Origin of the sequence: Bradyrhizobium sp. 172 (genome assembly GCF_023101065.1) — a bacterium.
GTDB classification, from domain to species: domain Bacteria; phylum Pseudomonadota; class Alphaproteobacteria; order Rhizobiales; family Xanthobacteraceae; genus Bradyrhizobium; species Bradyrhizobium canariense_D.
In genome coordinates, this window is sequence record NZ_CP064701.1 from 5,578,584 (window position 1) to 5,605,166 (window position 26,583).

Here is a 26,583-nt window from a genome sequence, read left to right on the forward strand (position 1 = left end):
GAACCTAGCAAGAAGACCGGACCTTGTCTCTCGCGAGCGCGGGAAAGCCTGATGGCAGCCGGGCCCCCGAGGCAAATAGAAAAGGGCGGCAGCGGATTGGCCGCTGCCGCCCTCGGGTTCGCTTTATCGGCGGCCTCAGGTCGGCCGCAGCGCCTTGGCGTTGAGGTCGAGGTCGTTGACCTGCTTGTTCCGCTCGGAATCGGCCGCCGCGCGATGGTCGGTCGCCAGCACCACGTAGACCGCCGGCAACACGAACAGCGTGAACAACGTGCCGATCGACATGCCGGCCACGACCACCAGACCGATCGAGAAGCGGCTGGCGGCCCCTGCGCCGGTCGCGGTCAGGAGCGGGATCAGGCCCGTCACCATCGCGGCCGTGGTCATGAGGATCGGCCGCAGACGAATACGGGCCGACATTTCGATGGCGGAGCGGCGATCGAGCCGCTCGTTGATCTGGAGCTCGTTGGCGAACTCCACCATCAGGATGCCGTGCTTGGTGATCAGGCCCACCAAGGTCAGCAGGCCGACCTGGGTGTAGATGTTCATGGTCGCCACGCCGAAGAACAGCGGGATCAGTGCGCCAACGATCGCCATTGGCACCGAGATCATGATGACCAGCGGATCGCGCAAGCTCTCGAACTGCGCCGCCAGTACCAGGAAGATGATGATCAGCGCGAAGCCGAAGGTGATCGCGAGCTGGTTGCCTTCCTGCACATACTGTCTGCTGTCAGCCAGATAAGCATGGCTGAAGCCTTGCGGCAGGTTTTTGGCCTCGCTCTCGAGGAAGTCGACCGCCGCACCGACGGTCACGCCGGGCATCGGCACGGCCGAGAAGGTCGCTGAATTGAGCTGATTGTAATGTGTCAGCGAATTCGGCTCGGTCTTGGTCTCGATCGACACAACCGTCGAGAGCGGAAGCTGCTGGCCGGTATTGGTGGTCACGTAGTAGCCGGCGAGCGATTCCGGCGAGAGCCGCTGGCCGCGCGGCACCTGCGGGATAACTTGATAGGAACGGCCCTCGAGGTTGAAGCGGTTGATGTAGTTGCCGCCGAGCAGCACCGCGAGCGTGCTGCCGAGGTTCTGCATGTTGACGCCGAGATCCTGCGCCTTGGTGCGGTTGATCGTCACCTTCACGTTCGGCTGGTTGTAGGCAAGATCACTGTCGGAGACGATGAACATTCCGCTCTTGCGGGCGGCGGCCTTCAGCTTCTCCATCTGTTCGTAGACAGTCTGGAAGCTGGCGGTGGAGTTGATCACCATCTGCACCGGGAGGCCGCCCGGACCGCCCGGCAGCGGCGGCAGGTTGAAAGCGAACGCCTGCACGCCCTCGATCTTGGAAAGCTCGGCTTGCACCAGCGACTTCAGCTGGATCGACGAGCGCTTGCGCTCCTCCCAGGGCTTGAGCAGCATGCCGGCGATACCGCCCTGCGGGCCGTTGATGCCGTTCAGCACGAAGCGCAGATCGGTCTCGGGGAATTTCTGGAATTCCTTGTCGAGCTTCTCGCCGTAAAAATCGACATAGTCGATATTGGCGTATTTCGGCGCCTTGGTCACCGCGAACACGATACCCTGGTCTTCCTCAGGCGCCAGCTCCTTCGACGTGTGCATGTAAAGGAAGCCGACGAGCCCGAGGATGGTCACCGCAAACAGGCCGGTGATGGCCTTGTAGTCGAGCGAGCGGTCGAGCCTGCGCCCGTACCACCGCGTCAGCGCGCCAAACACCTTGTTGACGAACTTGGCGAAGCGCCCCTCTTCCGTGTTCTTCAGCAGCACCGAGCACATCATCGGTGAGAGCGTCAGCGCGATCACGCCGGACACGATCACCGAGCCCGCAAGTGTGAAGGCGAATTCGCGGAACAGCGAGCCGGTCAGACCGCCGAGGAAACCGATCGGAGCGTACACGGCTGCGAGCGTGATGGTCATCGAGACGACGGGACCCACGATTTCGCGCGCGCCTTCCAGCGACGCCTGGACCGGCGTTTTCCCTTCCTCCAGATGACGATGGATGTTTTCCACCACGACGATGGCGTCGTCGACCACGAGGCCGATCGCCAGCACCATCGCGAGCAGGGTCAACAGGTTGAAGCTGAAGCCCAGCGCCAGCATCAGCGTGCAGACGCCGATCATCGACAACGGGATGGTGACAACGGGAATGATGACCGAACGGAACGACGCCAGGAACAGGAAGATCACCACGATCACGATGATCACGGCTTCACCCAGTGTCTTCTCGACCTCGTCGATCGAGGATTGGATGAACTTGGTCGAATCGTAGGCGACCTTCATCTTCATCGACGGTGGCAGATTGCGCTCCAGCTCGGGGAATAGCGCCCGCACGCCCTTGACCAGCGTCAGCGGGTTGCCCTGCGGCGTTGCCTGCACACCGATGAAGATGGCGTGCTCGCCGTTGAAGGCGACGCTCGCGTCCGTGCTTTGGGCCGCAAGTTCGACGGTGGCGATGTCCTCCATCCGCACGAAGCCGCCGTCCTTGGCCTTGACGATCATCTTCTTGAACTGGTTGACGTCGGTCAGGCCCGTATTGGTCGATACGTTCGAGACGATGAGATAACCCTTGGTCTGCCCCGCCGCTGACTGGAAGTTGTTGGCGGTGATCGCGGTCGCGACATCCGCAGGCGACACGTTGCGGCCGGCCATCTTGAGAGGATCAAGCCACAGCCGCATCGCAAAGGTCTGGCCGCCGAGAATGTCGGCGGAGGCGACGCCGTCGACGGTCGACAGCACCGGTTGCACAACGCGCGTCAGGTAGTCGGAGATCGCCGAGCCCGACAGCTCTTCGGACGAGAATCCGAGATACATCACGGCCGTGGTCTGGCCCGTGGTCTTGGTGACGATGGGATCGTTGGATTCCTTCGGAATCAGGTATTTGACCGAGTTCGTCTTGGCCAGAACTTCGGTCAGCGCCTGGTTCGGATCGAAGTTCAGCTTGATGTAGACCTGGATCGTCGAGGTGCCGAGCACCGAGGACGAGGTGATGTAATCAACACCTTCGGCGGAGGCGACCGCCTGCTCGATCGGCGTGGTGATGAAGCCCTGGATCAGGTCCGCGGACGCGCCCGGATAGACGGTCGTGATGTTGATGACCGTGTTCGACAGCTTCGGATATTGCCGGATCGGCAGCGTCGTCGCCGCGCGCAGGCCGATCAGCAGGATCAGCAGGCTGACGACGACCGACAGGACCGGGCGTTTGATGAAAATATCAGTAAAGCGCATCGCGGCGATCTCGATTTCTTTGACTTGCAAAGCGCATGACCCGGCCGTGCCGGATCATGCTGCAACGTGTACGATGTCAGTAGCGCGGCGGCTGCGCCGGGATCTGCGGAGCCGGGTCGGTCGAAATCGACACCGCCGCGCCCGATTGCAGCTTGAGCTGGCCGACGGCGACGACCTTGTCGCCCGGCTTCACGCCCTTGACGATTTCGACGCGGCCTTCGACCCGGTTGCCGGTCTGCACGAAAGTGCGCACCGCGCTCAGGCTGGTCTTGCCGTCGGCTTCCTTCTTCTCGGTGATCACGAACACCGAGTCGCCGTACAGCGTGTAGTCGACCGCCGTCTCCGGCACGGTGACTACGGCCGGCTTGTCCGGCAGCACCACCGTGGTGGTCACGAACATGCCGGGCTTCAGGATCTTCTCCGGATTAGCGATGGTCGCCTGCACGCGGATGTTACGGGTGTCGGTCGAGATCTGCGGCTCGATCGTGGTGATCTTGGCGTCGAAGGTGCGGCCGGGATAGGCGTCGACCTTCAGCCGGACCGGTTGACCGACCTTGAGGCTGCCCGAGTCCTTTTCCGTCACCGTGAAATTGGCCCACAGCTCCGACAGATCCGTCAGCGAAACGATGGCCGTGCCGGCGGTCAGATACTGGCCGACCTCGACCTTGCGGACGCCGAGATCGCCGGAGAACGGCGCGCGGACCAGCTTCTGCGAGATCAACGCTTCGGTCTTGGCGATACCCGCCTGCGCCTGATCGTACGCGGCCTGCGCGGTGTCGACGGTTGCCTGCGGCCCGAACTGGCGCGACGCCAGTTGCTTGGCGCGATCGAGCGACAGCTGTGCGACGGTGGCCTGCGCCTTGTAATTGGCGAGGTCGCCCTGCTCCGGCGCGTCGAACATCTGCACGAGCGGTGTGCCGGCCTCGACATGCGTGCCCGGCTCGAACTTGATCTCGGTGACACGGCCGTTGACGTCGGCGCTGACGTCGACCTGGTGCACGGCGGCGAGACCACCGACGGCGGTCAACAGGTTCGGCACCACCTCGGACTTCGCCTCGGCGGCGCTGACCGCGACCGGCGGCGGCTTGTTGTTGGCGAAGAACTGCTTGATCATCTGGCCGCGGAAATAATTGAACCAGACGAGGCCACCGACGAGCACGGCCAGAAGCGTGCCGACGACGATGAACCAGAGCACCGGCCGGACCGGACGCTTGGGAGCCTTGTTGTCGATCGGTTCGCCCGAAATCTTGTGTTCGGTCACGATGTTCATGTCATGCACTTTCTGCAATCGCCGTCTTGCCCGCACAACCGGCCTGATCGCGGCCCAAATGCGAAACAATTGCGGCGTCGTTAAGTCCGATACCCCTCAGGAGAAACTCACAGAGCTGCCGCTCGAGGTCGTTCGCCTTGCCGTAAGCGAGACACGGCGTGGCCGGCAGCCTGGTCAGCGCAGCCGTCATCACGGTGTGATGCGCAAACCAGAACAGGTTGAGCGGTTCGCCGTTGTATGGCCGCGCGTCCCCCGCGGCAACCGCACGCTCGAGCGAGGCGACGAAGGCCGCCCCGATCAGCGCCTCGATCTTGGCATATAGCAACCGGGCAAATTCGCCATCCTCCAAATGACTCGTGGTCATCAGTCGCAGGCGCTGGGCCTCTTCCTGGTCAGGGCCATCGGCGATGTGCATGAAATGCCCGACCATGCCGCGGATCACTTCGACCAACGTAGCGGTCGACGGCTCACGTTCGAGCAGCTCCATGAGCGCCGGGTCCGCCTCGCATTCATCGCTGAGAATTTCGGCGTAAAGCGCGGCCTTGGACGGGAAATGCTTGAACAGTAGCGCTTCGGAAATGGCAGCGGCGGCCGCCACGCTCTTGGTCGTGGTGCCGGTATAGCCGTGTCGGGCAAAGCAACGCTTTGCGGCGCCGAGGATCAATTGACGCCTCAGGTCGCTCGTCATACGCAATGAGCTCATGCTAGTGAGTAAGCACTCACCCACGCAAAAGTCAAGCCGAATGGTGCGATGCAACCTACAAGAATCGTCTCTTAGAGGTATCCCAAGTTCTAAATCGGGCGGAAGCCGAGGTCGCCGCGGATCCGGTTGAGAATGTAAGTCCCATCCCGGCTGGGCAAAATCCGCTCCAGATTGGCGCTGTCGATCTTCACATTGGCAAAGCGCGGCCCGACCGTGACGTCGTGGACGGCTTTGGCGAAGGCCTCCACCTCGGCCATGGTCGTCACAGACCGGCTATCCCCGATGCCGCAGGCCCGGGCGACGCCGACCAGGTCGGCGGCCGCGGCCGTGTGGCTGGTCTGACCGCCGGTCTCACCATAGGCCTCGTTGTCGAGCACCGCGATCGAGAGATTGGACGGCTTTTGCAGACCGATAGTGGCAAGGCTGCCCATGCCCATCAGCATCTCGCCGTCGCCGGTGATGACCAGCACCGGCAATTTTGGCTGCGCCAGAGCGAGGCCCAACCCGATCATCGCCGCCCCGCCCATGCCGCCCCAGAGGTAGAAATTGCGCGCATGATCGCCGGCCGCGCACATGTCGTTGGTGGAGGCGCCGAGGCCGCCGATCGCAACCACGTCCTTGCGGTCCGCGAGAAGCGTGGACACCACCTGACGGCGGTCGAGGAGATTGGCCTTGCTCATTTGGTGAAAACCTTGGCGCCGATCAGGCGCTGCGACAGCAGGACGGCGGTGGGTGTGAGCGCGTTATAGGCCTGCGCGGCCGCCGCCTCTAACACGGCCGGCACCTCGGCTGCGTTAGACGCCCGCAGCACCTTGACACCCGAGAGCTCGAACACGCCCTGCGTGGTCGATCCCATCGGCACCTGCCATGGATTGAACTCGCCCCACTCGCCACGCATCGTCACCAGCGTGAGGAAGGGAAAGCGCAGGATCGGGATCAGCGAGAGCATGTTAATGCAATTGCCGACCCCGCTCGACTGCATCAACAGCACGCCGCGCTGGCCCCCCGTCCAGGCGCCGGCGAGAAGCGCCACGCCCTCCTCCTCCGTCGTGAGCGGAATGCCGCGCATCGTGGACGATGCCAGCACGCGCTGGATCAGCTTTGAATGGCCGGCGTCGGGCACGTAGGGCACCTGCCGAACGTCGAAGCGTTGCAAGGTCGCGAAAATATCGTCGGGCCAATGAGTGCTGGACTCGGCGGCCGTGTCGGCAGCGTCAGCGCGGGCGTGCATTTTCCTGTCCGGTCGGCTTGCAAATCGCGGCTCGACTGTAGACGGTGAACCGAGCCGCTCAAAAGAGCGAATACAGCATATCGGACTCAACCGGCGAGTATGGCGGCATGAACGCAAGTGCGAATGAACTGGCGGCCAGTTTCGATCTGGAACAGCTGACGGCGGAATTCTACCACAATCCCTACCCGACCTATCGTGCACTGCGGGAGAACGAGCCGGTCAAGCGCCTGCGCAACGGCACCGTGTTCCTGACCCGCTATGACGACCTCGTTACGACCTACAAGAACACAAAATCGTTCAGCTCGGACAAGAAGCGCGAGTTCGCGCCGAAATACGGCGACACCCCGCTCTACGAGCACCACACCACGAGCCTCGTCTTCAACGATCCGCCGGCGCATACCCGCGTGCGGCGTCTGATCATGGGCGCGCTGTCGCCGCGCGCGATCGCGGGGATGGAGCCTGACATCATCAAGCTGGTCGACGGCTTGCTTGACGCCATTGCCGCCAAAGGTGATTGCGAGCTGATCGAGGACTTCGCCGCCTCGATCCCGATCGAGGTGATCGGCAATCTGCTTGACGTGCCCCATGACGAGCGCGCGCCGCTGCGCGACTGGTCGCTGGCGATCCTGGGCGCCCTCGAACCGGTGGTGTCGCCTGAAGTGGCTGCCCGCGGCAACAAGGCGGTGACGGACTTCCTCGCCTACCTCCGAACGCTGGTCGCGCGCCGGCGCGAAAGGCCCGGCACCCCCGAGCGCGACGTGCTGACGCGCCTGATACAGGGTGAAGACAACGGCGAGCGGCTGACCGAGAAGGAGCTGCTGCACAACTGCATCTTCCTGCTCAATGCCGGCCACGAGACCACCACCAACCTGATCGGCAACGGCCTCGTGGCGCTCGACCGGAACCCGGATCAGAAGCGGCGGCTGATCGACAATCCTGAGCTGATCAAGACTGCGGTCGAAGAGATGCTGCGCTACGAGAGCTCGAACCAGCTCGGCAACCGCATGACCACGGAGCGGGTCGAACTCGGCGGCGTCATGCTCGAAGCCGGCACATCCATCACGCTCTGTATCGGCGCTGCCAACCGTGACCCCGCACAGTTTCCGGACCCGGAGAGATTCGACATCGCGCGCACGCCGAACCGGCATCTCGCCTTCGCCACCGGCGCGCATCAATGCGCCGGCATGGCGCTGGCACGATTGGAAGGCGCCATCGCGGTCTCGCGCTTCTTGGCGCGCTTCCCGAACTATGCCGTGAGCGGACAGCCGGTCAGGGGCGGACGGGTGCGGTTCCGCGGCTTTTTGAGCGTGCCCTGCGCGATCGGCTGAGGCATCAAAACAAAAAATCGCGAAAACAACCCCATGCACAGTAGAAGGTTACCGGCGCGGGATGGGCCAGCGATTCCGCGCAACCATTTGACATCCCAGGCCATCGGCGCCGCCGCGCGCAACAATTGCCGGAAGGCCTAAACCACCGTCTTGTGCCGCGCGATGCAGGTTTGCAGCACCTCGTCCAACGGTTTACCCCACCAGTCGTTGGAGAAGATTTCGATCTCCGAATAGCCGGCAAAGCCCTGCGCTTCGACCGCTGCGCGCACCGATTTGATGTCGATCACGCCGTCGCCCATCATCCCGCGGTCGTTGAGAATGTCCCTGGTCGGCACCAGCCAGTCGCAGACATGGAAGGCGAGCAGGCGATCTCGGCCGGCGCGCGCGATCTGCCCCATCAGCTCCGGATCCCACCAGATGTGATAGACGTCCAGCGCGACGCCGAGCATGCCGCTGCGATCAGGGTCGAGCCGGTCGCAGATGTCGAGCGCCTGCTTCGTCGTGTTGACGCAGGCGCGGTCGGCCGCATAGGCCGGATGCAGCGGCTCGATCGCCAGCGGCAGCTTGGCCTGTTTGGCGTAGTCGAGCATTTCGGCGAGCGCTTCCTCGACCTGCGTCCGCGCGCCGGCGATGTCCTTCGACGCCTCGCTGCCCGGCCGCGAATATTGCGGCAGGCCGCCGACGACGAGCACGACGCAGGGGGCGCCCAGTGCCTTGGCTTCATCGACGCAGCGCCGGTTGTCGTCTCGCACCTCGCCGCGGCGCGCTGCGTCGGAGGTGAACATGCCGCCACGGCAATAGCCCGATAGGTCGAGACCGGCATCGCGCACCGCACGCGCGGCACGATCGAGGCCGACGGTTGCGACCTGGTCGCGCCAGGGGTCGATGGCGCGGATACCGTGCCTGGCACAGGCGTCGATGATCTCGACGAGATCACCCTGTTTCCGGATTGTCGCCGTGTTGAGCGACAGCCAACGATGGTCGGACGAGAAATCACGCATCAGGATTCGATTCCGTGCGTTGAGAGCACCGCCTGCATCCGCCGCGTCGCCAGCTCCGGATCGGCGAGCAGTCCGGCCTTGTCGGCCAGCCGGAACAGTTCGGCCAGATGCAGCGTCGAGCGCGTGCTCTCCTGCCCGCCGACCATGGTGAAGTGGTCCTGGTGGCCGTTGAGATAGGCCATGAAAACCACGCCGGTCTTGTAGAACCGCGTCGGCGCCTTGAAGATGTGCCGCGACAGCGGCACCGTCGGCCCCAGCACGTCGTGGAAGCCGGCTTCGTCACCCGCTGCCAGGCGCGACAAGGCGTAGGACGCCGCCGGCGCGATCGCGTCAAAAATGCCGAGCAGCGCGTGCGAAAAGCCTTCGACGTCGCCGGCGATCAGCTCCGCATAATTGAAATCGTCGCCCGTATACATCTTGATGCGCTTGTCGAGACGACGGCGCATGTCGATCTCGCGCTGCTTGTCGAGCAGCGATACCTTGACACCGTCGACCTTGGCGGCGTTGCCGTTGATGATGGCGACCGCAATATCCATCGCCTTGTCGAGATCGTTGGTGCCCCAATATCCCGTCAGCGCCGGATCGAACATGTCGCCGAGCCAGTGGATGATCACGGGCTCGCGAACCTGCGACAGCACGCGATCATAGACCTTTGCGTAATCGTCGGCATTACGGCCAAGCTTCGCCAGCGCGCGCGACGCCATCAAGATGATGCGGCCGCCGACCTTCTCGACCGCCGATGTCTGCTCCTCATAGGCGCGGATCACGTCGTCCATATTTCTGGCGTCCTCCACCGCGAGATGGTCGGTGCCCGCTCCGGAAAACACCAGCGCGTTGCGACGCTTGGCGGCAGACACCGAGCGCGTGATCAGCTCCAGCGAGGTCGGCCAGTCCAGCCCCATGCCGCGTTGCGCGGTGTCCATGGCTTCCGCAACGCCAAGCCCGAGGTCCCAGACGTGCTCGCGGAAGGCGATAGTCTTGTCCCAGTCGACAGCGGCGGAGAGCCACGGGTCGTTGTCGGCAAAGGGATCGGTCACGGTATGGACGGCCGAGAACGCGATGCGGCTCAGCGGCCCCTCGAGCTTTGCCGGAAACGTTCGCGAGGCCGCGAGCCGGTAGGTCTCGATCGAGCGATCGGCTTTCGGCAGCTTGAGCGACAGGGACGACGTTGACGGAACGGGCTTGGGCTGGACGGGCTTGTTCATTATTCCCTCCTCAGACCTTAATCGGCGCGACGTCGATCCAGCGCCGCTCCTTCCAGCTCTTCAGCGCGCATTCGGCGAGCTGCACGCCCTTGACGCCTTCGAGCAGCGTGAACTTGTAGGGCGCATCCTCGTAGACGTGGCGGATGAACATCTCCCACTGCTCCTTGAAGCCGTTGTCGTAGGTGACGTTGTCAGGCAGCTTCTGCCAGTCGCCGTAGAAATCGTGCAGCCGCTTCTCGTCGGGATTCCATACCGGCCGGGGCGTCGCCTGCCGCGCCTGGATCATGCAGTCGGAAAGGCCGGCGACGGCCGAGCCCAGCGTGCCGTCGACCTGGAAGGTGACGAGATCGTCGCGATAGACGCGCGTCACCCAGGACATGTTGATGTGGGCGATGGCGCCGCCCTTGAGCTGGAACGTGGCATAGGCGGAGTCGTCGGCGGTCGCCTTGTACTTCTTGCCCTGCTCGTCGAAACGCTCGGGGATGTCGGTGTTGCCGATGCAGCTCACGCTCTCGACCTCGCCAAAGAGATTGTCGAGCACGTAGCGCCAGTGGCAAACCATGTCGAGGATGATGCCGCCGCCGTCCTCGTCGCGGTAATTCCATGACGGCCGCTGCGCCTCCTGCCAGCCGCCTTCGAACACCCAATAGCCGAACTCGCCGCGCACCGAGAGGATGCGACCGAAGAAGCCGGAGTCGCGCAGGAAGGCGATCTTCTTCAGGCCGGGCAGGAACAGCTTGTCCTGCACCGTGCCGTGCTTGATGCCCTTGGAATTGGCGAGCTTGACGACCTCGAGCGCCGCCTCGAAGTTCGTCGCGATCGGCTTCTCGCAATAGACGTGCTTGCCGGCATTGATGGCCTGGGTCAGCAGCCCGGGGCGCGCCTGCGTGGTCGCGGCGTCGAAGAACATGGTGTCGTTCTTGTCGGCAAGGGCCGCATCGAGATCGGTGGTCCAGCGCGTGATGTTGTAGCGCTTGGCGAGCCCCTCGACCTTCTCGGCGCTGCGGCCGACCAGGATCGGGTCCGGCATCACGCGGTCGCCGTTCTTCAAGCGGACGCCGCCCTGCTCGCGGATCGCAACGATCGAGCGGATCAGATGCTGGTTGAGGCCCATGCGGCCGGTGACGCCGTTCATGATGAGGCCAAGGCGTTGGGTGGTCATACCGATTGCTCCTGCAGTGATTTGGGCTGTTCGAGCGGGCGTAGCGCCGACCAGTCCGGATGGACCGACGTCGCAAATCCCGTTGTGCGAAGCGATCCCGTCAGGAGATCGCCGTCGTGAATGGAGAGACGGACGCCCTGCCCCGCATCGGCGTAGAGATCGGGGTGCGCGGCGGCGAACGCCTGAGCCTCCGCGGCGGGCGTGTCACCGAAGCCGTCGACGTAGTGATGGCCGTTGCGTTCGGCATGGGTGATGCCGATGAAGGCGCCCAGCGCAAGGTCCTGCTGCACGGCGAGGCCGGCTTGGCAGGTGAGGTCCTCACCGGTCACGAAAAATCTTTCGCCGGCCGGGCTCCATTTCGCCGCGCGCGTCGCGTTGACGATGGACTTGTAAAGCCCTTTGCAGGATTTGGAGGAGATGCCGCAATAGCCGAGCGCCCGTGCCGCGGGAAACGCGTCGTAGGAATCGTCGGCTTCGTCGATGATGAAGCCGCGCGCAGCTAGCGAGCCGAGCGGCGACTGCCTCGTGACATCGCGCGGCATCGGCTGCTCGACATAGAGCAGCCTGGATGAAATCGATCGCAGCGCGGGATCATGGTCGAGCCGGTCGATCAGTGCCTGCAACGCCGCGAGATCGGCATATTGCTCGTTGGCATCGAGCGTCACCTTGTAGTCACGCTCCAGCGCATCGAGCTCCTTGCCAATGCGCGCCAGCCGCGCTGTATCGGCGATGGGGTCCCCCGACAGCTTCAGCTTGAAGTACCTTGCACCGGCATTTTTGCGGGTATCCGCAACCCCGCCATCGCCTTCAACAGTGTCATCGAGACCGACGGTATGCCTGATGGCAACGCGCGACAGCGGTTTCCGGCCAGATAGGAACGTCGTGAGATCCGTTGCTTTCAGGTCGGGCGAAAGCCGCGCATCGATGCCGGCGATGTTGCCGACCATGCCGTCGAAAAAATTGGTCTCGGCGGCGCGGAGCAGCGCATCGAGGATCGCTTTGTCGATTTCCGCGGGGCCGTAAGCCGCAGCAAGTGCCGGAATGTTCTTTTTCGCACAGGTCGCGACCTGGGCACCGATGCACGAGGCATGCAGATCGAATGCCGTGAGAAATCCGGTTCGCGCGAGATAAAGCCCCCGCGCGATCTCCAGCGAGCGGCGCAAATCATCCACGGTCTGCGCCGGCGACAGCTCCGGCCGCTTGTCGAACCATTTCGGCACCAGCAGCTCGGCGCTGGCTCCGATGGCACTTCCCCTGCCTTCAACCTCGATCTCGACCCGCACGAACAGCTGCGGTGTCGCATGGATGGTGATCGCGCCGAAGCGGAACGGCCGCGCGAAATGCACGGGGCGTTCGAAGAAGGTGATGTCTCGCAGCTTCAGGCGCGGCGCCATGGTTTAGTCCAGCGTCCCTTGCGAGAAAAAATGCTTGCGGATCCGCTGCACCAGCTCCGTGAAAACAGGATCGGCCATCACGTCGAGCGAACGGGGCCGCGGCAGCGGCACGTCGTAGATCGCGGCGACCGCGCCGGGCCGCTCGGTCATGACCAGTACGCGATCAGCGAGGAACACGGCTTCGGGGATCGAATGCGTGATCAGCAGCACCGTCTTCCTGGTTTCGCGCTGGATCCGCATCAGCTCGACATTCATGCGCTCGCGCGTCAGCGCATCAAGAGCGCCGAACGGCTCGTCCATCAGCATGATCCGGGGATCATGCACCAGGGCGCGGCAGATCGAGGCGCGCTGCTGCATGCCGCCGGAGAGCTGCCACGGCAGCTTCTTCTCGAAACCTTCGAGCCCAACCAGCTTCAACAGCGCCTTGGCGCGGTCGAGATATGTCTGCCGCGGCAGCCGCTTCATGTCGATCGGCAGCATCACGTTGGACAGGATGTTGCGCCATGGCAGCAGCAGCGCGTTCTGAAATACGATGCCGACATTGCCATGCGGCGCTGTCACTTTCTCGCCCTCGACCAGGATCTCGCCCGTCGTCGGCGGCAGCAATCCCGAGATCAGCTTGAGCAGCGTGGACTTGCCGCAGCCGGATGGGCCGACCACGACGAAGAACTCGCCGTCATTGATGTGGAAGTCGAGCGGCCGCAACGACGGCACATCGCCGTCGCGCGTCCGGTAGGTCTTCGACACGCCGGACAGCTTGATTCCCGACGCATCGCCGGCAGCCCGGTCGCTCACCAGTCTCAGATGCGCGGCCGGTTGCAGGGTTTCACTCATGGTTGTCGCAGGTTTCACGAGCCACTCTTCGGCAGATAGTCATTGGTATAGAACGCCTTCGGGTTCTCCTTGGCCTTGGCATCGAGCCCGCCATATTCGACCATCAGATTGACCGAGTCCGTCATGTTCTGGTCGGTGACCTGGAACGGCCGCTTGCTCTTGGTCTCGGGCGTCCGGTAGAGCGGAATGGTCAGCTCAAATCCTTGCGTCAGCGTGTCGATCTTGCCGCCCTTTGGGTTGGCATCGAGGATCGACTGCGCCGCGGCCTTCGGCTCCTTCTCGGCGGCCTCGACCGCCTTGGTCGTCGCCGACATGAAGCGGCGGACGAGGTCGGCATTGGCTTTCACATAATCAGTGTTGGCGATGATACCCGAGGAGACCATGTTGATGCCGTAGTCGGCGAACTTGATCGGATAGACGTCCTTGCCGGTGGCGTCCTTGATCTTCATGGACTGGTCCATGACATAGCCGAGCAAGAGATCAGCCTGGCCGTTGATGACCGCGTTGAGCTTGGTCTGGCCGTCGCCCGCCACCGTCTGGAAGTCGCTTTCCTTGAGGCCGGTCTTCTTCAGGAACAACGGCCAGATCTGGGTCATGGAATCGGCTGGCGTGATCGCCACCGTCTTGCCCTTGATATCCTCGGGCTTCCTGATGTTCTTGTCGACGAAACCCATCGCGGACATCGGGCTGGTCTGGAGCAGCACGCCGGTCGCGACCACCGGGGCGCCCTTGATCGCGGCGCGCATCATGGTGGGCACGTCGACATAGCCGAAATCGGCGGTCTTGGCGGCCACCGCCTGCGTGGTCGCAGCCGAGCCGCGGCCTTCCTGGATCTCGAGGTCGATGCCTTCGGCGGCGTAGATGCCCTTGGCCTTGCCGTAATAAAACGGCGCGTGCTCGCCATAGACGTACCAGTTGAGCATCAGCACGACCTTGTCGGCTGCTTGCGCCGGCATGGCTGCGAACACCATCAGCGCCGCCGAGACAGCTCCTATCCACCGCTTCATCGTCACTCTCCCTTATCGTTGTTGCGCCGGCCTTTGGCGGCCGTTCGTTGCTTTGGTTGCTGTTAAGAGGCGAAAATCACGTCCTCGCGCTGGCTGACATGCCAGGGAATGACCAGCTTCTCGATCCGGTCCACGATCCAGAACAGGATGACGCCGAGCAGCGCCAGGATCACGAGCGCTGCGAACATCGTGGGCAGGTCGAAGGTGCCGATCGAGCGCTGCATCACATAGCCGATGCCGGAATTGGAGCCGACGAACTCGCCGACGACGGCGCCGACCACGGCGAGCGTCACTGACACTTTGAGGCCGGAGAAGATCGCGGGCAGCGCATGCGGCAGGTTCACCGCGCAAAACACCTGGAAGCGGCTGCCCTGCATGGCGCGGGCGAGATCGACCATATCTGGATCGACCGATTTGAAGCCCTGCACGGCGGAGACCACCACCGGAAAGAAGCCGAGCAGGAACGCCGAAATCACTTTCGGAATGATGCCGAAGCCAAACCAGACTACGAACAGCGGCGCGATCGCGATCTTCGGCACGGATTGCGAGAACACCAGCAGCGGATAGACGTAGCTCTCCACCGTCTTGGAGCCCGCGATCAGCATCGCGATGGGGATGCCAAACAACGCCGAGAGCGCGAAACCGCAGACGGTGGCATAAGTCGTCGGCCAGGACTGGCGCAACAGTTCCGGCCAATCGGTGCGCAGCACCGCAATGACATCGCCCGGCGACGGGATCTGGTAGGCGGGAATCTTGAACAGCCGGATGGCGAGATCCCAGGCCACGACGATGAACACCAGGAACAAAAACGGCCGAATCCAGGCCGCATTCAGCATCTTGGACACCGCACTCTGCGGCTTCAGCTCAGCCACGTCTCACTCCCGGCAGTCTTGTTCGTTGGGCGAGAAATTAACCCGTTGGGTAAATACTGTCCAGCGGTTTTCCTGCGACGTTTTGGGCGGGTTCCGGGTGGCTTGAGGGACGCGTCGGCAGCGCCACGTCTTCGGTGTCATTCCCCGCGAAGGCGGGGAATCCAGTACGCCGCGACCCGTCGGCTCAACCAAAACCGTCTCGGAGTACTGGATCGTCCGGTCAAGCCGGACGATGACGGCTGAGTTCGGAGAAGCGCCGATAATCCATCGAGCTGTAGCGAGTTACACCGCTAAACCGTCTGCGCCACCGCAGCGCGCGACTTCGGCGCCTTCGTCATAGCTAACAGTGCGGCCGACTGCCCCGTCAGCGCTGCCAGCACGAGGCCGACCATGTGGTCCAGCCGCTCGTCCTTGGCGTCCTTGGCCAGCAAATCGCGACCGAAGATCACGCTAAGCGTCGCCGAGTTCGACAGATAGAAGAAGCAGAGTCCCGCGATCGAGATGTAGAGCTGGACAGGATCGACCGCGACCTTGAAGTCGCCGCCGGACACACCGCGCCGCACCACGGTGCCGATCATCTCGACGAAGGGCGAGTGCATCGACTTCACCTTGGTCGATTTCTTGAGATGCTTTGCGCGCGCGAGATTCTCGGTCTGGAGCAGCGACAGGAATTCGGGATTGCGCAGGAAATAATTCCAGGTGAACTCAATCAGGCGGCGGATGGCCTCGGGCGGATCGAGATGTTCGAGATCGAGCCCGCGCTCCTCGCTGCGGATCTTGTCATAGGCGCCTTCGAGCACCGCGAGATAGAGCTCGTCCTTGTTGCCGACGTGATAATACAGCATCCGCTTGTTGGCGCCGGCGTTGGCCGCGATGCGGTCGACGCGCGCACCGGCAAGCCCGTGCGCCGAGAATTCCTGCTTGGCGGCTTCGAGAATGCGCAGCCGCATCCCCTCGGGATCGCGCTGCCATTTCAGAGTTCGCTTTGCCGCTGCTTTCGCCAAACCGGTTGCTCGCTGGGTGCTATCAGGATGCCGTGTAACACGCGCTCGGCCCGCCGCATAGTTTCGTCATTGCGAGCGTAGCGACCCAATCCAGACTGCCACCACGGAGGCAGTCTGGGTTGCTTCGTCGCAAGAGCTCCTCGCAATGACGAGGGGAGGACTGAACCTCAATCCACCGGCTTCGACGAGCGCTCCAGCAGGACCGTCTGGGTGCCGCAGGTGCCGGTCCGCACCGTCATCACCCGCGTGCCCGGCTTGCGGCCGTTGCGCACGTCGCTGACGTCGAGGCCGGCGGCAATCAGGCGGGCGCGCGTGGCGTCGATATCGGCCACCCGCCAGCTCAGGCCCCAGAGGCGGTCATGCAGGGAATCGCCGCCCGCAACGGGGCGGCGCACCACCTCGACGACGAGATCGCCGCAGCGGAAGAACATCAGCTGGCCCCAATCCTGGTGCGAGCGGTCAAGCGCCAGATCGAGCCCGAGCCGCGCGCCATAGAGCGCGGCGGCGCGATCGGAGTCTTCGGTCGTGATCACGACGTGGTCGAGCGCATCGATCGGCGCGATATCGGTCGCCGGCGAAAGCGGACGCTCATCAGCCAGTTCGAGGAAGAACATGCGCACGCCGCGCGTGAGCTCCGTGGCGGCGCGCGTCCGCTTCCAGTGCAGGACCGCACCGCTCTCCGCATCGCTGCTTTCGACCTCGGCGACCGGATCCGGCTTGAGCGCCACCCGCTCCAGCCGCCGGTGCATTTTTCTCATGTCCGCGACACGAAAGCACAGGCTGGCGAGCACGCCTTCCTGGTCATCGAGCAGCGCGCGCATGCGGTCGGCGGCCACGCTGAAGCCGTTCGGCGCCATCAATTCGATCGTCATGTTCGCAAGAGTGAACAACACCCGGTCGGCGCCCTCGCCCGAGTTCTGCCAGGCCGGCGCGCGCCCGAGCAGCGTCTGATAGGCCGCCTTGGCCGCACCGATATCCCTGACCAGTGCGACGACGTGATCGAGGCCGGTGATCATGCTTCCCCCTGTTGAGCGGCCCGGAACCGTGGACCGAGAGACGGCGTTTGTCCGGGCTTGGCATTACCCGGTGATGGTCGTATTCCGGCCGCATGCCGACCTCAAGCACTCCCAGCGGCGGTTTTGCGAATAATTTCAGCGGTCCCGCGACGGAACCGGTGTTACAGTAAGCACGCCGGCCGGGACCACAAAGCGCATCACGGACAAGCAATGCAGGCTCTCTTCATCGGACAGACCTATATCGACGTCGTCTTCATCACCGACCACATGCCGACCGGCGACGAGAAGCACGTGGCCTCCGACTACGCGGTTTCCTTCGGCGGCAATGCGGTGACCGCGGCGTTCTGCTGCGCCAAGCTCGGCATCGTGCCCGATCTGATCGCCACCGCGGCCAATGACTGGCTCGGCCGCATGTTCATGGACATGTGCGCGAAATATGCGATTTCGCTCCATGGGCGGAAGGTCAATCAGTCCTCGCTGTCCTTCATCATGCCCAAGGACGGCAAGCGCGCCATCGTCCGCTGCCGCGACGACGACCACATCCATCCCTTCCCGATGCTCAATCTCGGCGGCTGCCGCGCGCTGCATGTCGACGGCCATCAGCCCGATGCCGCGATCCACTACGCAAAAGTCTGCCGCGAGGCCGGCATCTTGACCTCGCTCGACGGTGGCGGCCTGCGCACCAACACGCATGAGCTATTGGAATTCATCGACGTCGCGATCGTCGCCGAGCGCCTGTGCGAGCAGATGGATCTCACGCCGGAAAAGATGCTGGACTATCTCAAGAGCCGCGGCTGCAAGATCGGCGGCATCACCATGGGCGAGAAGGGCCTGCTCTGGTACGACGAGACCGGAACGGTGCAGGTGATGCCGGCGATGCCGATTCCGCGCGAGCGCGTGATCGACACCAACGGCGCCGGCGACGTCTTCCATGGCGCCTATGTCTATTCCTATCTCGCCCATCCCGGCAAAAGCTGGCGCGAGCATTTCGATTTTGCCCGGGCAGCCTCGACCTTCAAGATCCAGCGTCTTGGCAACGAAGCTGGCCTGCCGACTCTTGTCGACATCGCCAAGGTCAGGCACGAGTTCGAGGTTAGGGTCTAGCGCTCGCAGGGGTCTCTCATGGGGCGCGTCTTCGTCGCCGGCAGCATCAACATGGATGTGGTGGCGACAGCCGATCGCCATCCCAGGGTCGGCGAGACCGTCGCCGGCAAGCAGGTGCTGTATTTTCCGGGCGGCAAGGGCGCCAACCAGGCGGTGGCGGCGTCGCGGCTTGGCGCGCGGACCACGCTGATCGGCCGGCTGGGCAAGGATTCGTTCGGCGGTGAGCTGAGGACGTTCCTCGGCGCGCAAGGCATCGATCTCGGCGCGATCCGAGAGACGGCCGAGGCGCACACAGGCACGGCCATCATCACGGTGGCGGAGGCCGACAACACCATCGTCGTCATTCCCGGCAGCAATGCGCTTGTCGGCGTCGATGACGTCGCGGCCGTCCCGCTAGCCAAGGGCGACGTCGCGGTCAGCCAATTCGAGATCCCGCTGCCGACGATCGCCGCGTTCTTCCGGCGGGCTCGCGACATTGGCGCCACGACGCTGCTCAATCCGGCTCCGGCACAAACCATGTCGAGCGAATTGCTCGCGCTGATCGACATCCTCGTGCTGAACGAGACCGAGCTCGGCCTCCTCGCCGGCGTGGAGTTGTCCGACAGTGACGAGGCCGCGCGCATCCTCGACGTCGCACGAAAACTTCAGGCGCGCGAGGACCAGACCATCTGCGTGACCCTCGGCAAGCGTGGCGTGCTGGCGCTCGCGGGACGCGAGGAGATTTCGGTGCAAGGCCGCGTGGTGAAGGCGGTCGACACCACGGGCGCAGGCGATTGTTTTGTGGGAGCACTCGCGGCGCAACTCGCCGACGGCGTCGACTTGCGCGCAGCACTCGCCTTCGCCAATGCCGCCGCCTCGATCTCCGTGCAGCGCATGGGCGCGGGGCCGTCGATGCCGACGGCCGCGGAAGTCGCCGCCGTCCTCAATGCGAACTGATCACGCCAGCGCGCCCTTCAGGTCGAAACTTTCGTCGGCGGCATGCTCCGGCGTGATCGAGCGATCCAGGCCGAACAGGCGGCGGCCGAACATGTGGTCGCCGGCACGGTTGATCGATTCGATGCCGAGCAGATTGTCGCCCTTGTAGCAGAACGCCGAGAATGCCTTCCTGGTGGGATCGCCGCGCAGGACGACGCGGTCGTAGCCGGTGGTGAGGCCCGCGATCTGGAGCTTGTCCTCGCCCTGGTCGCTCCAGAACCAGGGATGGCTGTCATAGGCCTTGCGGTCGCCGGTCAGCCGCGCCGCGAGGCAGCGCGCGTGATCGGTGGCATTCTGCACCGATTCCAGCCGCTGCGATCCGCCGAAGCGCGGGCTGTTGAACAGCGCGCAATCGCCGATCGCCGAGATATCAGGATCGGCCGTCGAGAGATATTCGTCGACGATGATCCCGGCCGCGACCGGCAGCCCCGCCTCCGCCGCAAGCTCGATGTTCGGCAGCACGCCGACGCCGACCACGACAAGATCCGCCGGCAAATGCCTTCCGTCGCTCAAGGAGACGCCGGTGACCTTGCCGTCCTCCGCCTCGATCGCGGTTGCTTGCACGCCGAGGTGGATGCGGATGCCGGCCTCGCGATGCCGCGCCTGAAAATACTCCGACACCTCAGCCGTCACCGCGCGCGCCATCACGCGCGGGGCGAGTTCGAGCACGTCGACCTCTAGCCCCTTGATGCGCGCGGTGGCCGCGAATTCGAGGCCGATGAAGCCGGCGCCGATCACCACGACCCGCGTCTTTGACGGCATGATCTGCCGCAGCGCCTCGCTGTCGTCGAGGATGCGCAGATATTTCACGTCGGGAAGGTTCGCATTGGGCAGATCGAGCAGCCGGTTGCGGGCGCCGGTCGCCAGCACGAGGTGGCCGTAGGGCAGCGTCCTGCCCGAGGCGAGCAGCACCTTGCGCCCCGCACGGTCGATCGACACGGCGCGGCCCGCGACCAGCTCGATGCTCTGGTCCTGGTAGAATTTCTCCGGCCGGAACATCAGGCTCTCCGGCCCGGCGGTCCCCTTGATGTAAGCCTTGGACAAAGGCGGCCGCTGATAGGGCAGATGCGCCTCGTCGTTGATCAGGCAGATAGCAGCGGAAAATCCCGCCTGACGCAGCGATGCCGCCACCTGGTAGCCGCCATGGCCGGCACCGATAATGACCACCGGACCGTCCGTCATTGGACAGCCCATTTCCGCAAGACACGAGCGTCACCCATGTCGTCTCCTCTCGCGCTGATTTTGGCTTGCTTGCCCAGGAGGAGCCGGCGCTCGTGTCCGTCCCTGACGAAGGCAGGTCCATTTGAACCTATCGTTCCGGCTTGCGCAAGGGCGCCTGCCGGGGATTGTCACCCCTCGCCTTCTGCGATTTAGTCGCACGAACGACCTCATGCCGGGGATTTCAAGATGCCAGCTCCCGTCTCCCAGCCCGACGATCCCGCCTTGCTGCGGATCGACGGGCCGATCGCGACCATCACGCTCAACCGGCCCGCCGCGTTCAACTCGATCAATCTGGCGATTGCACAACAGCTCGAACAGCTCGCGGCTTACATTGAGGGCGCCGACGACATCAGGGTCGTGGTCCTCGAAGGCGAAGGCCGCGCCTTCTCGGCTGGCGGCGATCTGCAGACGATCGGCGCCGCCGCCGAAGCGGGCACGGTGACGCCGGTCGTCGGCGAGCTGTTGAAGCACTATCACGCCTTCATCGAGATCCTCCGGCGCATGCCGAAGGTCTCGCTGTCCAGCGTGCACGGCTCGGCGGCCGGCGCCGGCATGGGCCTCGCCTTCGTCACCGATCTCTGCATCGCCGCCGAGGATGCCAAATTCACGCCGGCCTATGCCAAGATCGGCGTCTCGCCGGATGGCGGATCTACGGTCGGCATCGTCAACACGGTCGGCTCCCGCCGCGCGCTGCAGATTTTCCTGGCCGAGGATAATTTTACCGCGCAGCAGGCCCATGAATGGGGTCTGGTTGCGAAGCTCGTTCCCGCCGCCGAGTTGAAGGCGGCAACGCGAACCCTCGCCGAGCGGCTGGCGCAGAACCCGCTCGCCGCGATTGCCGGCACCAAGTCGCTGGTCTACCAGGCCGCCACGACCCCGGTGAAGCAGCAGCTCGACGCCGAGGAGCACAAGATCATCATGGCGATGAACACTGCGGAGTTTCGAACCGCCGTGAAGAAATTCACCAGCAAGAGCAAGTAGCGTTCACTCGAGCAGGCTTACTTGGGACAGATATAGCCCGTGCCCGCCGGCGACTTGAAGCATCCGACCGATTCCGGCAGCACTTTCTGCGGCAGCCACAGCACCACACTCGGGAAATAGATCGCAAACGCGATCGTCCCGAGGAACACCAGATAGATCGGCAAAGCGGCGCGTAGCGCCTTTGCGAAACTGACGCCGACGAATTTCGAGGCCATCAGCAGCACCAAGCCGTAAGGCGGCGTGATCAGGCCGAAGGCGAGCGTGGCGATCAGCACCACGCCCATATGCACGGCGTTGATGTCGCCGGCTTCCGTCAGTGTGTTGACCAGCGGCATGAAAATGATGATGGTCGGCACCGGTTCGATGAAATCGCCGACCACCGTGAACAGCAGTACCATCAGCAGCATGATCAGATGCGGATCGTTGCCGGCGAGCGAGGTGATGACTTCGGCGATGTAGCTTGCACCGCGCAAATAGGCAAGCATCCAGCCGAACGCATTGGCGGCGCCGATCGTGATCAGCGGCAGCGAGAAGATCAGGCCGGCGAGACAGAAATCGTACGGAATCTTCCTGATATGCCCGCGGTTGAGCGCTGGGATCACGACGACGACAATCCAGACCACGGCGACGACACCGGCTTCCGTCGGCGTGAACCAGCCGGTCAGGATGCCCCCCAACAGGATCACCGGAATCATCAGCGGCAGCGCCGCATCGCCGGCCGCGAACACCACCTGCCGCAGCGGCGCGCGCGGCTTGCGCAGGCCGGACGGGCCGAAGAAATAGCAATAGATCATCAACCCGAAGCCGATCATCAGGCCCGGCACGACGCCTGCCATGAACAGGCCGGCGATCGAGACATTGCCGACGGCGCCATAGACCACCGCGGTGATGCTCGGCGGCACCAGCGCCGCGATGGTCGATGCGGATGCGATGATCGCGGCGATGAAGGCGGGCTCGTAACCCTCGCGCTTCATCGGGCCGCCCAGAGCGCGGCTCATCACGGCGACGTCGGCGGTGGTCGAACCCGACATTTCCGAGAAGAACATGCTGAAGACCACCACGACCTGCGACAGGCCACCTCTGATGTGCCCCACCAGCGACACCGAGAGGTTGGCTATCCGGACCACCACATTGGCCGAGCTCATGAGCTCGCCGACTAGCAGGAAAAAGGGGATCGCCAGCAGCGCCTCGGAATCGACGCCGTCGAAGATTTTCTGGATGATTGCGGCGAGCGAGACGTCCGACAGCAGCGCGCCGATGAAGACACCGGCCATCAGCGAGAACGGCACGGGCACGCCGAGATAGCCGAACGACAGGAAGCAGACCGTCATCAACGCCAGAACAAGGGGTGCGCTCACGGCTGCGCCCTCATCTGCGCGTCGGTGATAACAGGCGCCCCGTCATCCTCTTCGGGCGGCTCGGGGTGGTCAAAGCCGTTGCGCAGACCGTTGACGAGCTGCTCGATGGTGAACAGGCCGATCAGCACGCCCGACAGAGGGATGATCGCGTAGAGCGAGGCGATCGGCGTGCCCGACGGCAGGCGGAAACTGCCGAAGCCGCGAAGATAGTTCTGATAGCCGTACACGATCAGGCCGAAGGCGACGCCGAGCACCACGATCCGGATGATGACTTCGACGATCAGACGCGGCGTGCCGTGCATCGCCTCGGAGATCGCGGTGAGATAGAGGTGGTCGTTGCGCCGGGTCGCAGCCGCGGTCCCGACGAAGATCGCATAGATGAACAGCGTCGAGGTCACTTCCTGGAGCCACAGCCAGGGATGGCCGATGGTGCGGGTGACGATGTCGGCGGTCACCGATAGCGAGAAGCCGAAGCAGAGCACGCCGCAGAGGATCATCAGCGCAAGCTCGAGCCAATCGAGCCCGCGCCATTTGAGGTGACGATGGCGTTCCACCAGCAGTTTGTCGGCGATGGTCATCACTATCCCCGTCGTCCCGGCGAAAGCCGCGACCCATACCCCCAGCTGCGTGTGGCCAAAGCAAGCTGGCGGCTATCCTGCCCCAAGCTCCGCCGCGGCGTATGGGTCCCGGCTTTCGCCGGGACGACGCGGAGGCAACGGTACGCGGCCTAGTTGATCGAGCGGATCAAATCCTTGATCTTCTCGGCGTGCGGGCCGAGCTCCTTGGCGAGCTTGTCGAGATAGGGATCGGCGGTCGCCGTGAAGGTCTTCTTGTCGACGTTGTCGACGATCTTCACGCCCATCTTCTTCAGCTTCTCTGCCGCGGTGCGTTCGAGGTCGAAGGCCTTCTGCGGCTCCTTGGAGCTGACCTCGTTCCCCGCCGCCTGGACCCATCCCTTCTGCTCGGCCGACAGGCTCTGCCAGAGCTTGTCCGAGATGAACACCAGCGCGTTGTTGGCCTCGTGCTCGGTGATGTTCAGGACCGGCGCGACCTCGTAGTGCTTGTTGACGAGGTAGACGTTGATGCTGTTCTCGGCGACGTCGACGACGCCGGTCTGCAGGCTCGTGTAGACGCTGCCGAACGGCATGTGCACCGTCTGGGCGCCGTAGGCCGGGAACATGGTGTCCTCGGTCGCAGTCGCTTGCACCCGGATCTTCAGGCTCTTGATGTCAGCGACATTGTGGATCTCCTTCTTGGAGTACATGTGGCGCACGCCCTGCGATCCGGTCGCGATCACATGCAGGCCTTGCGTGGTCTCGTCGATCATGGTCTTGAGCGCCTCGAACACTTTTGGATCGGCCAGACCCTTGACCACGTGGTTCTCGTCGCGGAACAGGAAGTGCAACGACATCACGCCCGCTTGCGGTGCGATCGTCGCGGTGTTGGCCGAGGAGATGATCGAGAACTCGACGTCGCCCGCCTTCACGAGCTGGAGCACCTGCGGCTCCTGCCCGAGCTGCGCGCCCGGATATTGATCGATGATCATGGTGCCTTTGCTCAATTCCTTGAGCTTCTCGGCAAAAAGGTCGCCCGCGATGGAATAGCCGGTGTTGCGCGGCTGGTCGTAGGCGAAGCGATAATGCTTCACCTCCTGCGCCGATGCGCCCGTGACGAACAAGATCGCGGCCGTCGCCGCCAGCCGATGTAAGAATCTTGGCATGGATCGTGCAATCATCGTTGCCCCCTGTTTTAACGCCCGCCGCTTTAGCGGTCTGGGCTACGCTTCCGGGTGGTTGGTCACCCACTCTTAGTTTTCTGCTCAGCCTTCTTCCCAGTCCTCTGCATGAAATCGAAGTCGCAGCCCTCGTCGGCCTGCATGATGGTCTCGTTGAACAGCCACGCATAGCCGCGCCGCGCCTCATCCGGCGCAGCCGCGGGCTTCAATGCCGTACGCCGCCGTTCCAGCTCGGTAGCATCCACCAGAAGCTCGATGCTGCGCTTGGCGACGTCGAGCCGGATCATGTCGCCGTTCTTCACCAGCGCCAGCGGGCCGCCGACGGCGGATTCCGGCGTGATGTGCAGCACGATGGTGCCGAATGCGGTGCCGCTCATGCGCGCATCCGAAATGCGCACCATATCCTTGGTCCCAGCGCGCGCGAGCTTCTTCGGGATCGGCAGATAGCCCGCCTCCGGCATGCCTGGCGCGCCCTTGGGACCGGCGTTGCGCAACACCAGCACGTCATCGGCCGTGACGTCGAGATCGGGATCGTCAACCCGCAGCGTCATATCCTCGACGGATTCGAACACCACCGCACGGCCCGTGTGTTGCAGCAGCTTTGGGCTCGCGGCGGATTGCTTGATGACCGCGCCGCGCGGCGCGAGATTACCGTGCAGCACGGCGAGGCCACCTTCCTTCTTGATCGGATTGTCGCGCGGACGGATCGCGTCCTGGCCGGGCACGTTTTCCGCGTTCGCCGCGATATCGCGCAGCGTCTGGCCGGTGATCGTCTTGGCATCGAGATCGATGAGATCGCCCAGCTGCGCCAGCAGTTTCGGCACGCCGCCGGCGTGATGGAAATGCTCCATATAGTGCTCGCCCGACGGCTTCAGATCGATCAGCACCGGCACCTCGCGGCCGATCTGGTCGAACACCCCGAGGTCGAGCCGGTGTGGCGAACGATGTGCCATCGCGGTCAAATGAATCAGGCCGTTGGTCGAGCCGCCGATCGCCTGCAGCACAACCTGCGCATTCTTGAAAGATGCCGGCGTCAGCAATTCGCTCGGCTTCGGCCCCTTGGTCTTGGCCATCTCGGCGGCCACCCTGCCGCTCGCCTCGGCAAGGCGAAAGCGCTCCGCATGCGGGGCGGGAATCGTCGCGCTCATCGGCAGCGACAGACCCATGGCCTCGATCATGCAGGCCATGGTGGAGGCCGTGCCCATCACCATGCAGGTGCCGACCGACGGCGCGAGGCGGCCATTGACCGCCTCGATCTCGACATCGTCCATTTCGCCGGCGCGATACTTGCCCCAGAGGCGACGGCAATCGGTGCAGGCACCCAGCACCTCGCCCTTGTGATGACCAACCACCATGGGGCCAACGGGGATGACCACCGTCGGCAGGTCGGCGCTGATTGCCGCCATCACCTGCGCAGGAAGAGTCTTGTCGCAGCCGCCGATGACAATCACCGAATCCATCGGCTGCGCGCGGATCATCTCCTCGGTGTCCATCGCCATCAGATTGCGCAGATACATCGAGGTCGGATGCGCAAAACTCTCCGCGATCGAGATCGTCGGGAACACGAACGGCATCGCGCCCGACAGCATCACGCCGCGCTTGGCGGCCTCGATGATCTGCGGGACGTTGCCGTGGCAGGGATTGTAGTCGCTATAGGTGTTGGTGATGCCGACAATCGGGCGCTCGAGCGCGTCGTCGGAATAGCCCATGGCCTTGATGAACGCCTTGCGCAGGAACAGCGAGAAGCCGGCATCGCCATAGCTCGTCAGCCCTTTGCGCAACCCACTCGTCATCATACCACTCCCGTCACAGGGTCATTGTCGTACAGCCTGCCCCTTGATTGTCAATAAGACAGACGTCAATCCTGCCATTTTCCGGATTGCGATACTGATAAACGACCGGATTATTGACAATCCGAGCCTTCCCTGCTCCACAGGGCGACCGGCCAAGC

23 protein-coding genes are annotated in these 26,583 nt (G+C 63.8%); 4 read left to right on the plus strand and 19 right to left on the minus strand.

What is annotated here, in order from left to right:
• Positions 1-135: 135 nt before the first annotated feature.
• The 5 genes from IVB07_RS26865 to IVB07_RS26885 form a co-directional block, all read right to left on the minus strand.
• On the minus strand, positions 136-3,231 hold the full coding sequence (locus IVB07_RS26865) for a MexW/MexI family multidrug efflux RND transporter permease subunit (RefSeq protein WP_026233289.1): 3,096 nt from the start codon (positions 3,229-3,231) through the stop codon (positions 136-138).
• A gap of 76 nt (positions 3,232-3,307) precedes the next feature.
• Positions 3,308-4,501 (minus strand): efflux RND transporter periplasmic adaptor subunit, encoded by a 1,194-nt coding sequence (locus tag IVB07_RS26870; protein WP_018457051.1) that lies wholly within the window; start codon positions 4,499-4,501, stop codon positions 3,308-3,310.
• Position 4,502: 1 nt separating this feature from the next.
• Positions 4,503-5,204, minus strand: a complete 702-nt coding sequence (locus tag IVB07_RS26875; protein ID WP_083926457.1) for a TetR/AcrR family transcriptional regulator — start codon at positions 5,202-5,204, stop codon at positions 4,503-4,505.
• 89 nt (positions 5,205-5,293) lie between these two features.
• On the minus strand, positions 5,294-5,884 hold the full coding sequence (locus IVB07_RS26880) for a thiamine pyrophosphate-dependent enzyme (RefSeq protein ID WP_018457053.1): 591 nt from the start codon (positions 5,882-5,884) through the stop codon (positions 5,294-5,296).
• Positions 5,881-6,435 carry a sulfopyruvate decarboxylase gene (locus IVB07_RS26885; RefSeq protein WP_018457054.1) on the minus strand — a complete coding sequence of 185 codons (555 nt, stop codon included), beginning with the start codon at positions 6,433-6,435 and terminating at the stop codon, positions 5,881-5,883. The genes IVB07_RS26880 and IVB07_RS26885 overlap by 4 nt, the downstream gene beginning before the upstream one ends.
• Positions 6,436-6,542: 107 nt before the next feature.
• Here IVB07_RS26885 and IVB07_RS26890 point away from each other — a divergent pair, with 107 nt between their 5' ends.
• The gene (locus IVB07_RS26890; protein WP_018457055.1) at positions 6,543-7,763 is read left to right on the plus strand and encodes a cytochrome P450; all 1,221 of its coding nucleotides are present in this window, start codon (positions 6,543-6,545) and stop codon (positions 7,761-7,763) included.
• 137 nt (positions 7,764-7,900) lie between these two features.
• Here the strand turns inward: IVB07_RS26890 and IVB07_RS26895 are convergent, their stop codons facing one another.
• From IVB07_RS26895 to IVB07_RS26935, 9 genes are all read right to left on the minus strand, one after another.
• On the minus strand, positions 7,901-8,764 hold the full coding sequence (locus IVB07_RS26895) for a sugar phosphate isomerase/epimerase family protein (protein WP_018457056.1): 864 nt from the start codon (positions 8,762-8,764) through the stop codon (positions 7,901-7,903).
• Positions 8,764-9,969 carry a dihydrodipicolinate synthase family protein gene (locus tag IVB07_RS26900; RefSeq protein ID WP_018457057.1) on the minus strand — a complete coding sequence of 402 codons (1,206 nt, stop codon included), beginning with the start codon at positions 9,967-9,969 and terminating at the stop codon, positions 8,764-8,766. Before IVB07_RS26900 ends, IVB07_RS26895 begins: the two co-directional genes overlap by 1 nt.
• A gap of 10 nt (positions 9,970-9,979) precedes the next feature.
• Positions 9,980-11,131: a Gfo/Idh/MocA family oxidoreductase gene (locus IVB07_RS26905; RefSeq protein WP_018457058.1), complete on the minus strand. Its 1,152-nt coding sequence runs from the start codon at positions 11,129-11,131 to the stop codon at positions 9,980-9,982.
• Positions 11,128-12,525 (minus strand): hypothetical protein, encoded by a 1,398-nt coding sequence (locus IVB07_RS26910; RefSeq protein WP_085352141.1) that lies wholly within the window; start codon positions 12,523-12,525, stop codon positions 11,128-11,130. The genes IVB07_RS26905 and IVB07_RS26910 overlap by 4 nt, the downstream gene beginning before the upstream one ends.
• Positions 12,526-12,528: 3 nt before the next feature.
• A complete protein-coding gene (locus IVB07_RS26915; protein WP_026233290.1) occupies positions 12,529-13,377 on the minus strand; it encodes an ABC transporter ATP-binding protein in 849 nt (282 codons plus the stop codon).
• Positions 13,374-14,366, minus strand: coding sequence for an ABC transporter substrate-binding protein (locus IVB07_RS26920; RefSeq protein WP_026233291.1), 993 nt, complete (start codon positions 14,364-14,366; stop codon positions 13,374-13,376). Before IVB07_RS26920 ends, IVB07_RS26915 begins: the two co-directional genes overlap by 4 nt.
• 62 nt (positions 14,367-14,428) lie before the next feature.
• The gene (locus IVB07_RS26925) at positions 14,429-15,238 is read right to left on the minus strand and encodes an ABC transporter permease (RefSeq protein ID WP_007593901.1); all 810 of its coding nucleotides are present in this window, start codon (positions 15,236-15,238) and stop codon (positions 14,429-14,431) included.
• Positions 15,239-15,528: 290 nt separating this feature from the next.
• Positions 15,529-16,188: a TetR/AcrR family transcriptional regulator gene (locus IVB07_RS26930; protein WP_018457063.1), complete on the minus strand. Its 660-nt coding sequence runs from the start codon at positions 16,186-16,188 to the stop codon at positions 15,529-15,531.
• 221 nt (positions 16,189-16,409) lie between these two features.
• Positions 16,410-17,258: a VOC family protein gene (locus IVB07_RS26935; protein ID WP_018457064.1), complete on the minus strand. Its 849-nt coding sequence runs from the start codon at positions 17,256-17,258 to the stop codon at positions 16,410-16,412.
• A gap of 210 nt (positions 17,259-17,468) precedes the next feature.
• On the opposite strand from IVB07_RS26935, the gene IVB07_RS26940 reads away from it, so the two are divergent.
• The gene (locus tag IVB07_RS26940) at positions 17,469-18,362 is read left to right on the plus strand and encodes a sugar kinase (RefSeq protein ID WP_007593904.1); all 894 of its coding nucleotides are present in this window, start codon (positions 17,469-17,471) and stop codon (positions 18,360-18,362) included.
• An 18-nt stretch (positions 18,363-18,380) separates the two neighbouring features.
• Positions 18,381-19,298 (plus strand): ribokinase, encoded by a 918-nt coding sequence (locus IVB07_RS26945; RefSeq protein ID WP_018457065.1) that lies wholly within the window; start codon positions 18,381-18,383, stop codon positions 19,296-19,298.
• On the opposite strand, the gene IVB07_RS26950 is transcribed toward IVB07_RS26945, so the two are convergent.
• Positions 19,299-20,519, minus strand: coding sequence for an FAD-dependent oxidoreductase (locus IVB07_RS26950; RefSeq protein ID WP_247375567.1), 1,221 nt, complete (start codon positions 20,517-20,519; stop codon positions 19,299-19,301).
• Positions 20,520-20,744: 225 nt separating this feature from the next.
• On the opposite strand from IVB07_RS26950, the gene IVB07_RS26955 reads away from it, so the two are divergent.
• Positions 20,745-21,539, plus strand: a complete 795-nt coding sequence (locus IVB07_RS26955) for an enoyl-CoA hydratase/isomerase family protein (RefSeq protein WP_018457067.1) — start codon at positions 20,745-20,747, stop codon at positions 21,537-21,539.
• Positions 21,540-21,556: 17 nt separating this feature from the next.
• On the opposite strand, the gene IVB07_RS26960 is transcribed toward IVB07_RS26955, so the two are convergent.
• The 4 genes from IVB07_RS26960 to IVB07_RS26975 form a co-directional block, all read right to left on the minus strand.
• Positions 21,557-22,897: a TRAP transporter large permease gene (locus tag IVB07_RS26960; RefSeq protein WP_026233292.1), complete on the minus strand. Its 1,341-nt coding sequence runs from the start codon at positions 22,895-22,897 to the stop codon at positions 21,557-21,559.
• Entirely contained in the window at positions 22,894-23,475 is a 582-nt protein-coding gene (locus tag IVB07_RS26965) for a TRAP transporter small permease (RefSeq protein WP_018457069.1), read from the minus strand. The genes IVB07_RS26960 and IVB07_RS26965 overlap by 4 nt, the downstream gene beginning before the upstream one ends.
• Before the next feature lie 149 nt (positions 23,476-23,624).
• Positions 23,625-24,632 (minus strand): TRAP transporter substrate-binding protein, encoded by a 1,008-nt coding sequence (locus IVB07_RS26970; protein ID WP_026233293.1) that lies wholly within the window; start codon positions 24,630-24,632, stop codon positions 23,625-23,627.
• A gap of 62 nt (positions 24,633-24,694) precedes the next feature.
• Positions 24,695-26,425, minus strand: a complete 1,731-nt coding sequence (locus IVB07_RS26975) for an IlvD/Edd family dehydratase (protein WP_247363489.1) — start codon at positions 26,423-26,425, stop codon at positions 24,695-24,697.
• Between the last annotated feature and the right edge of the window lie 158 nt (positions 26,426-26,583).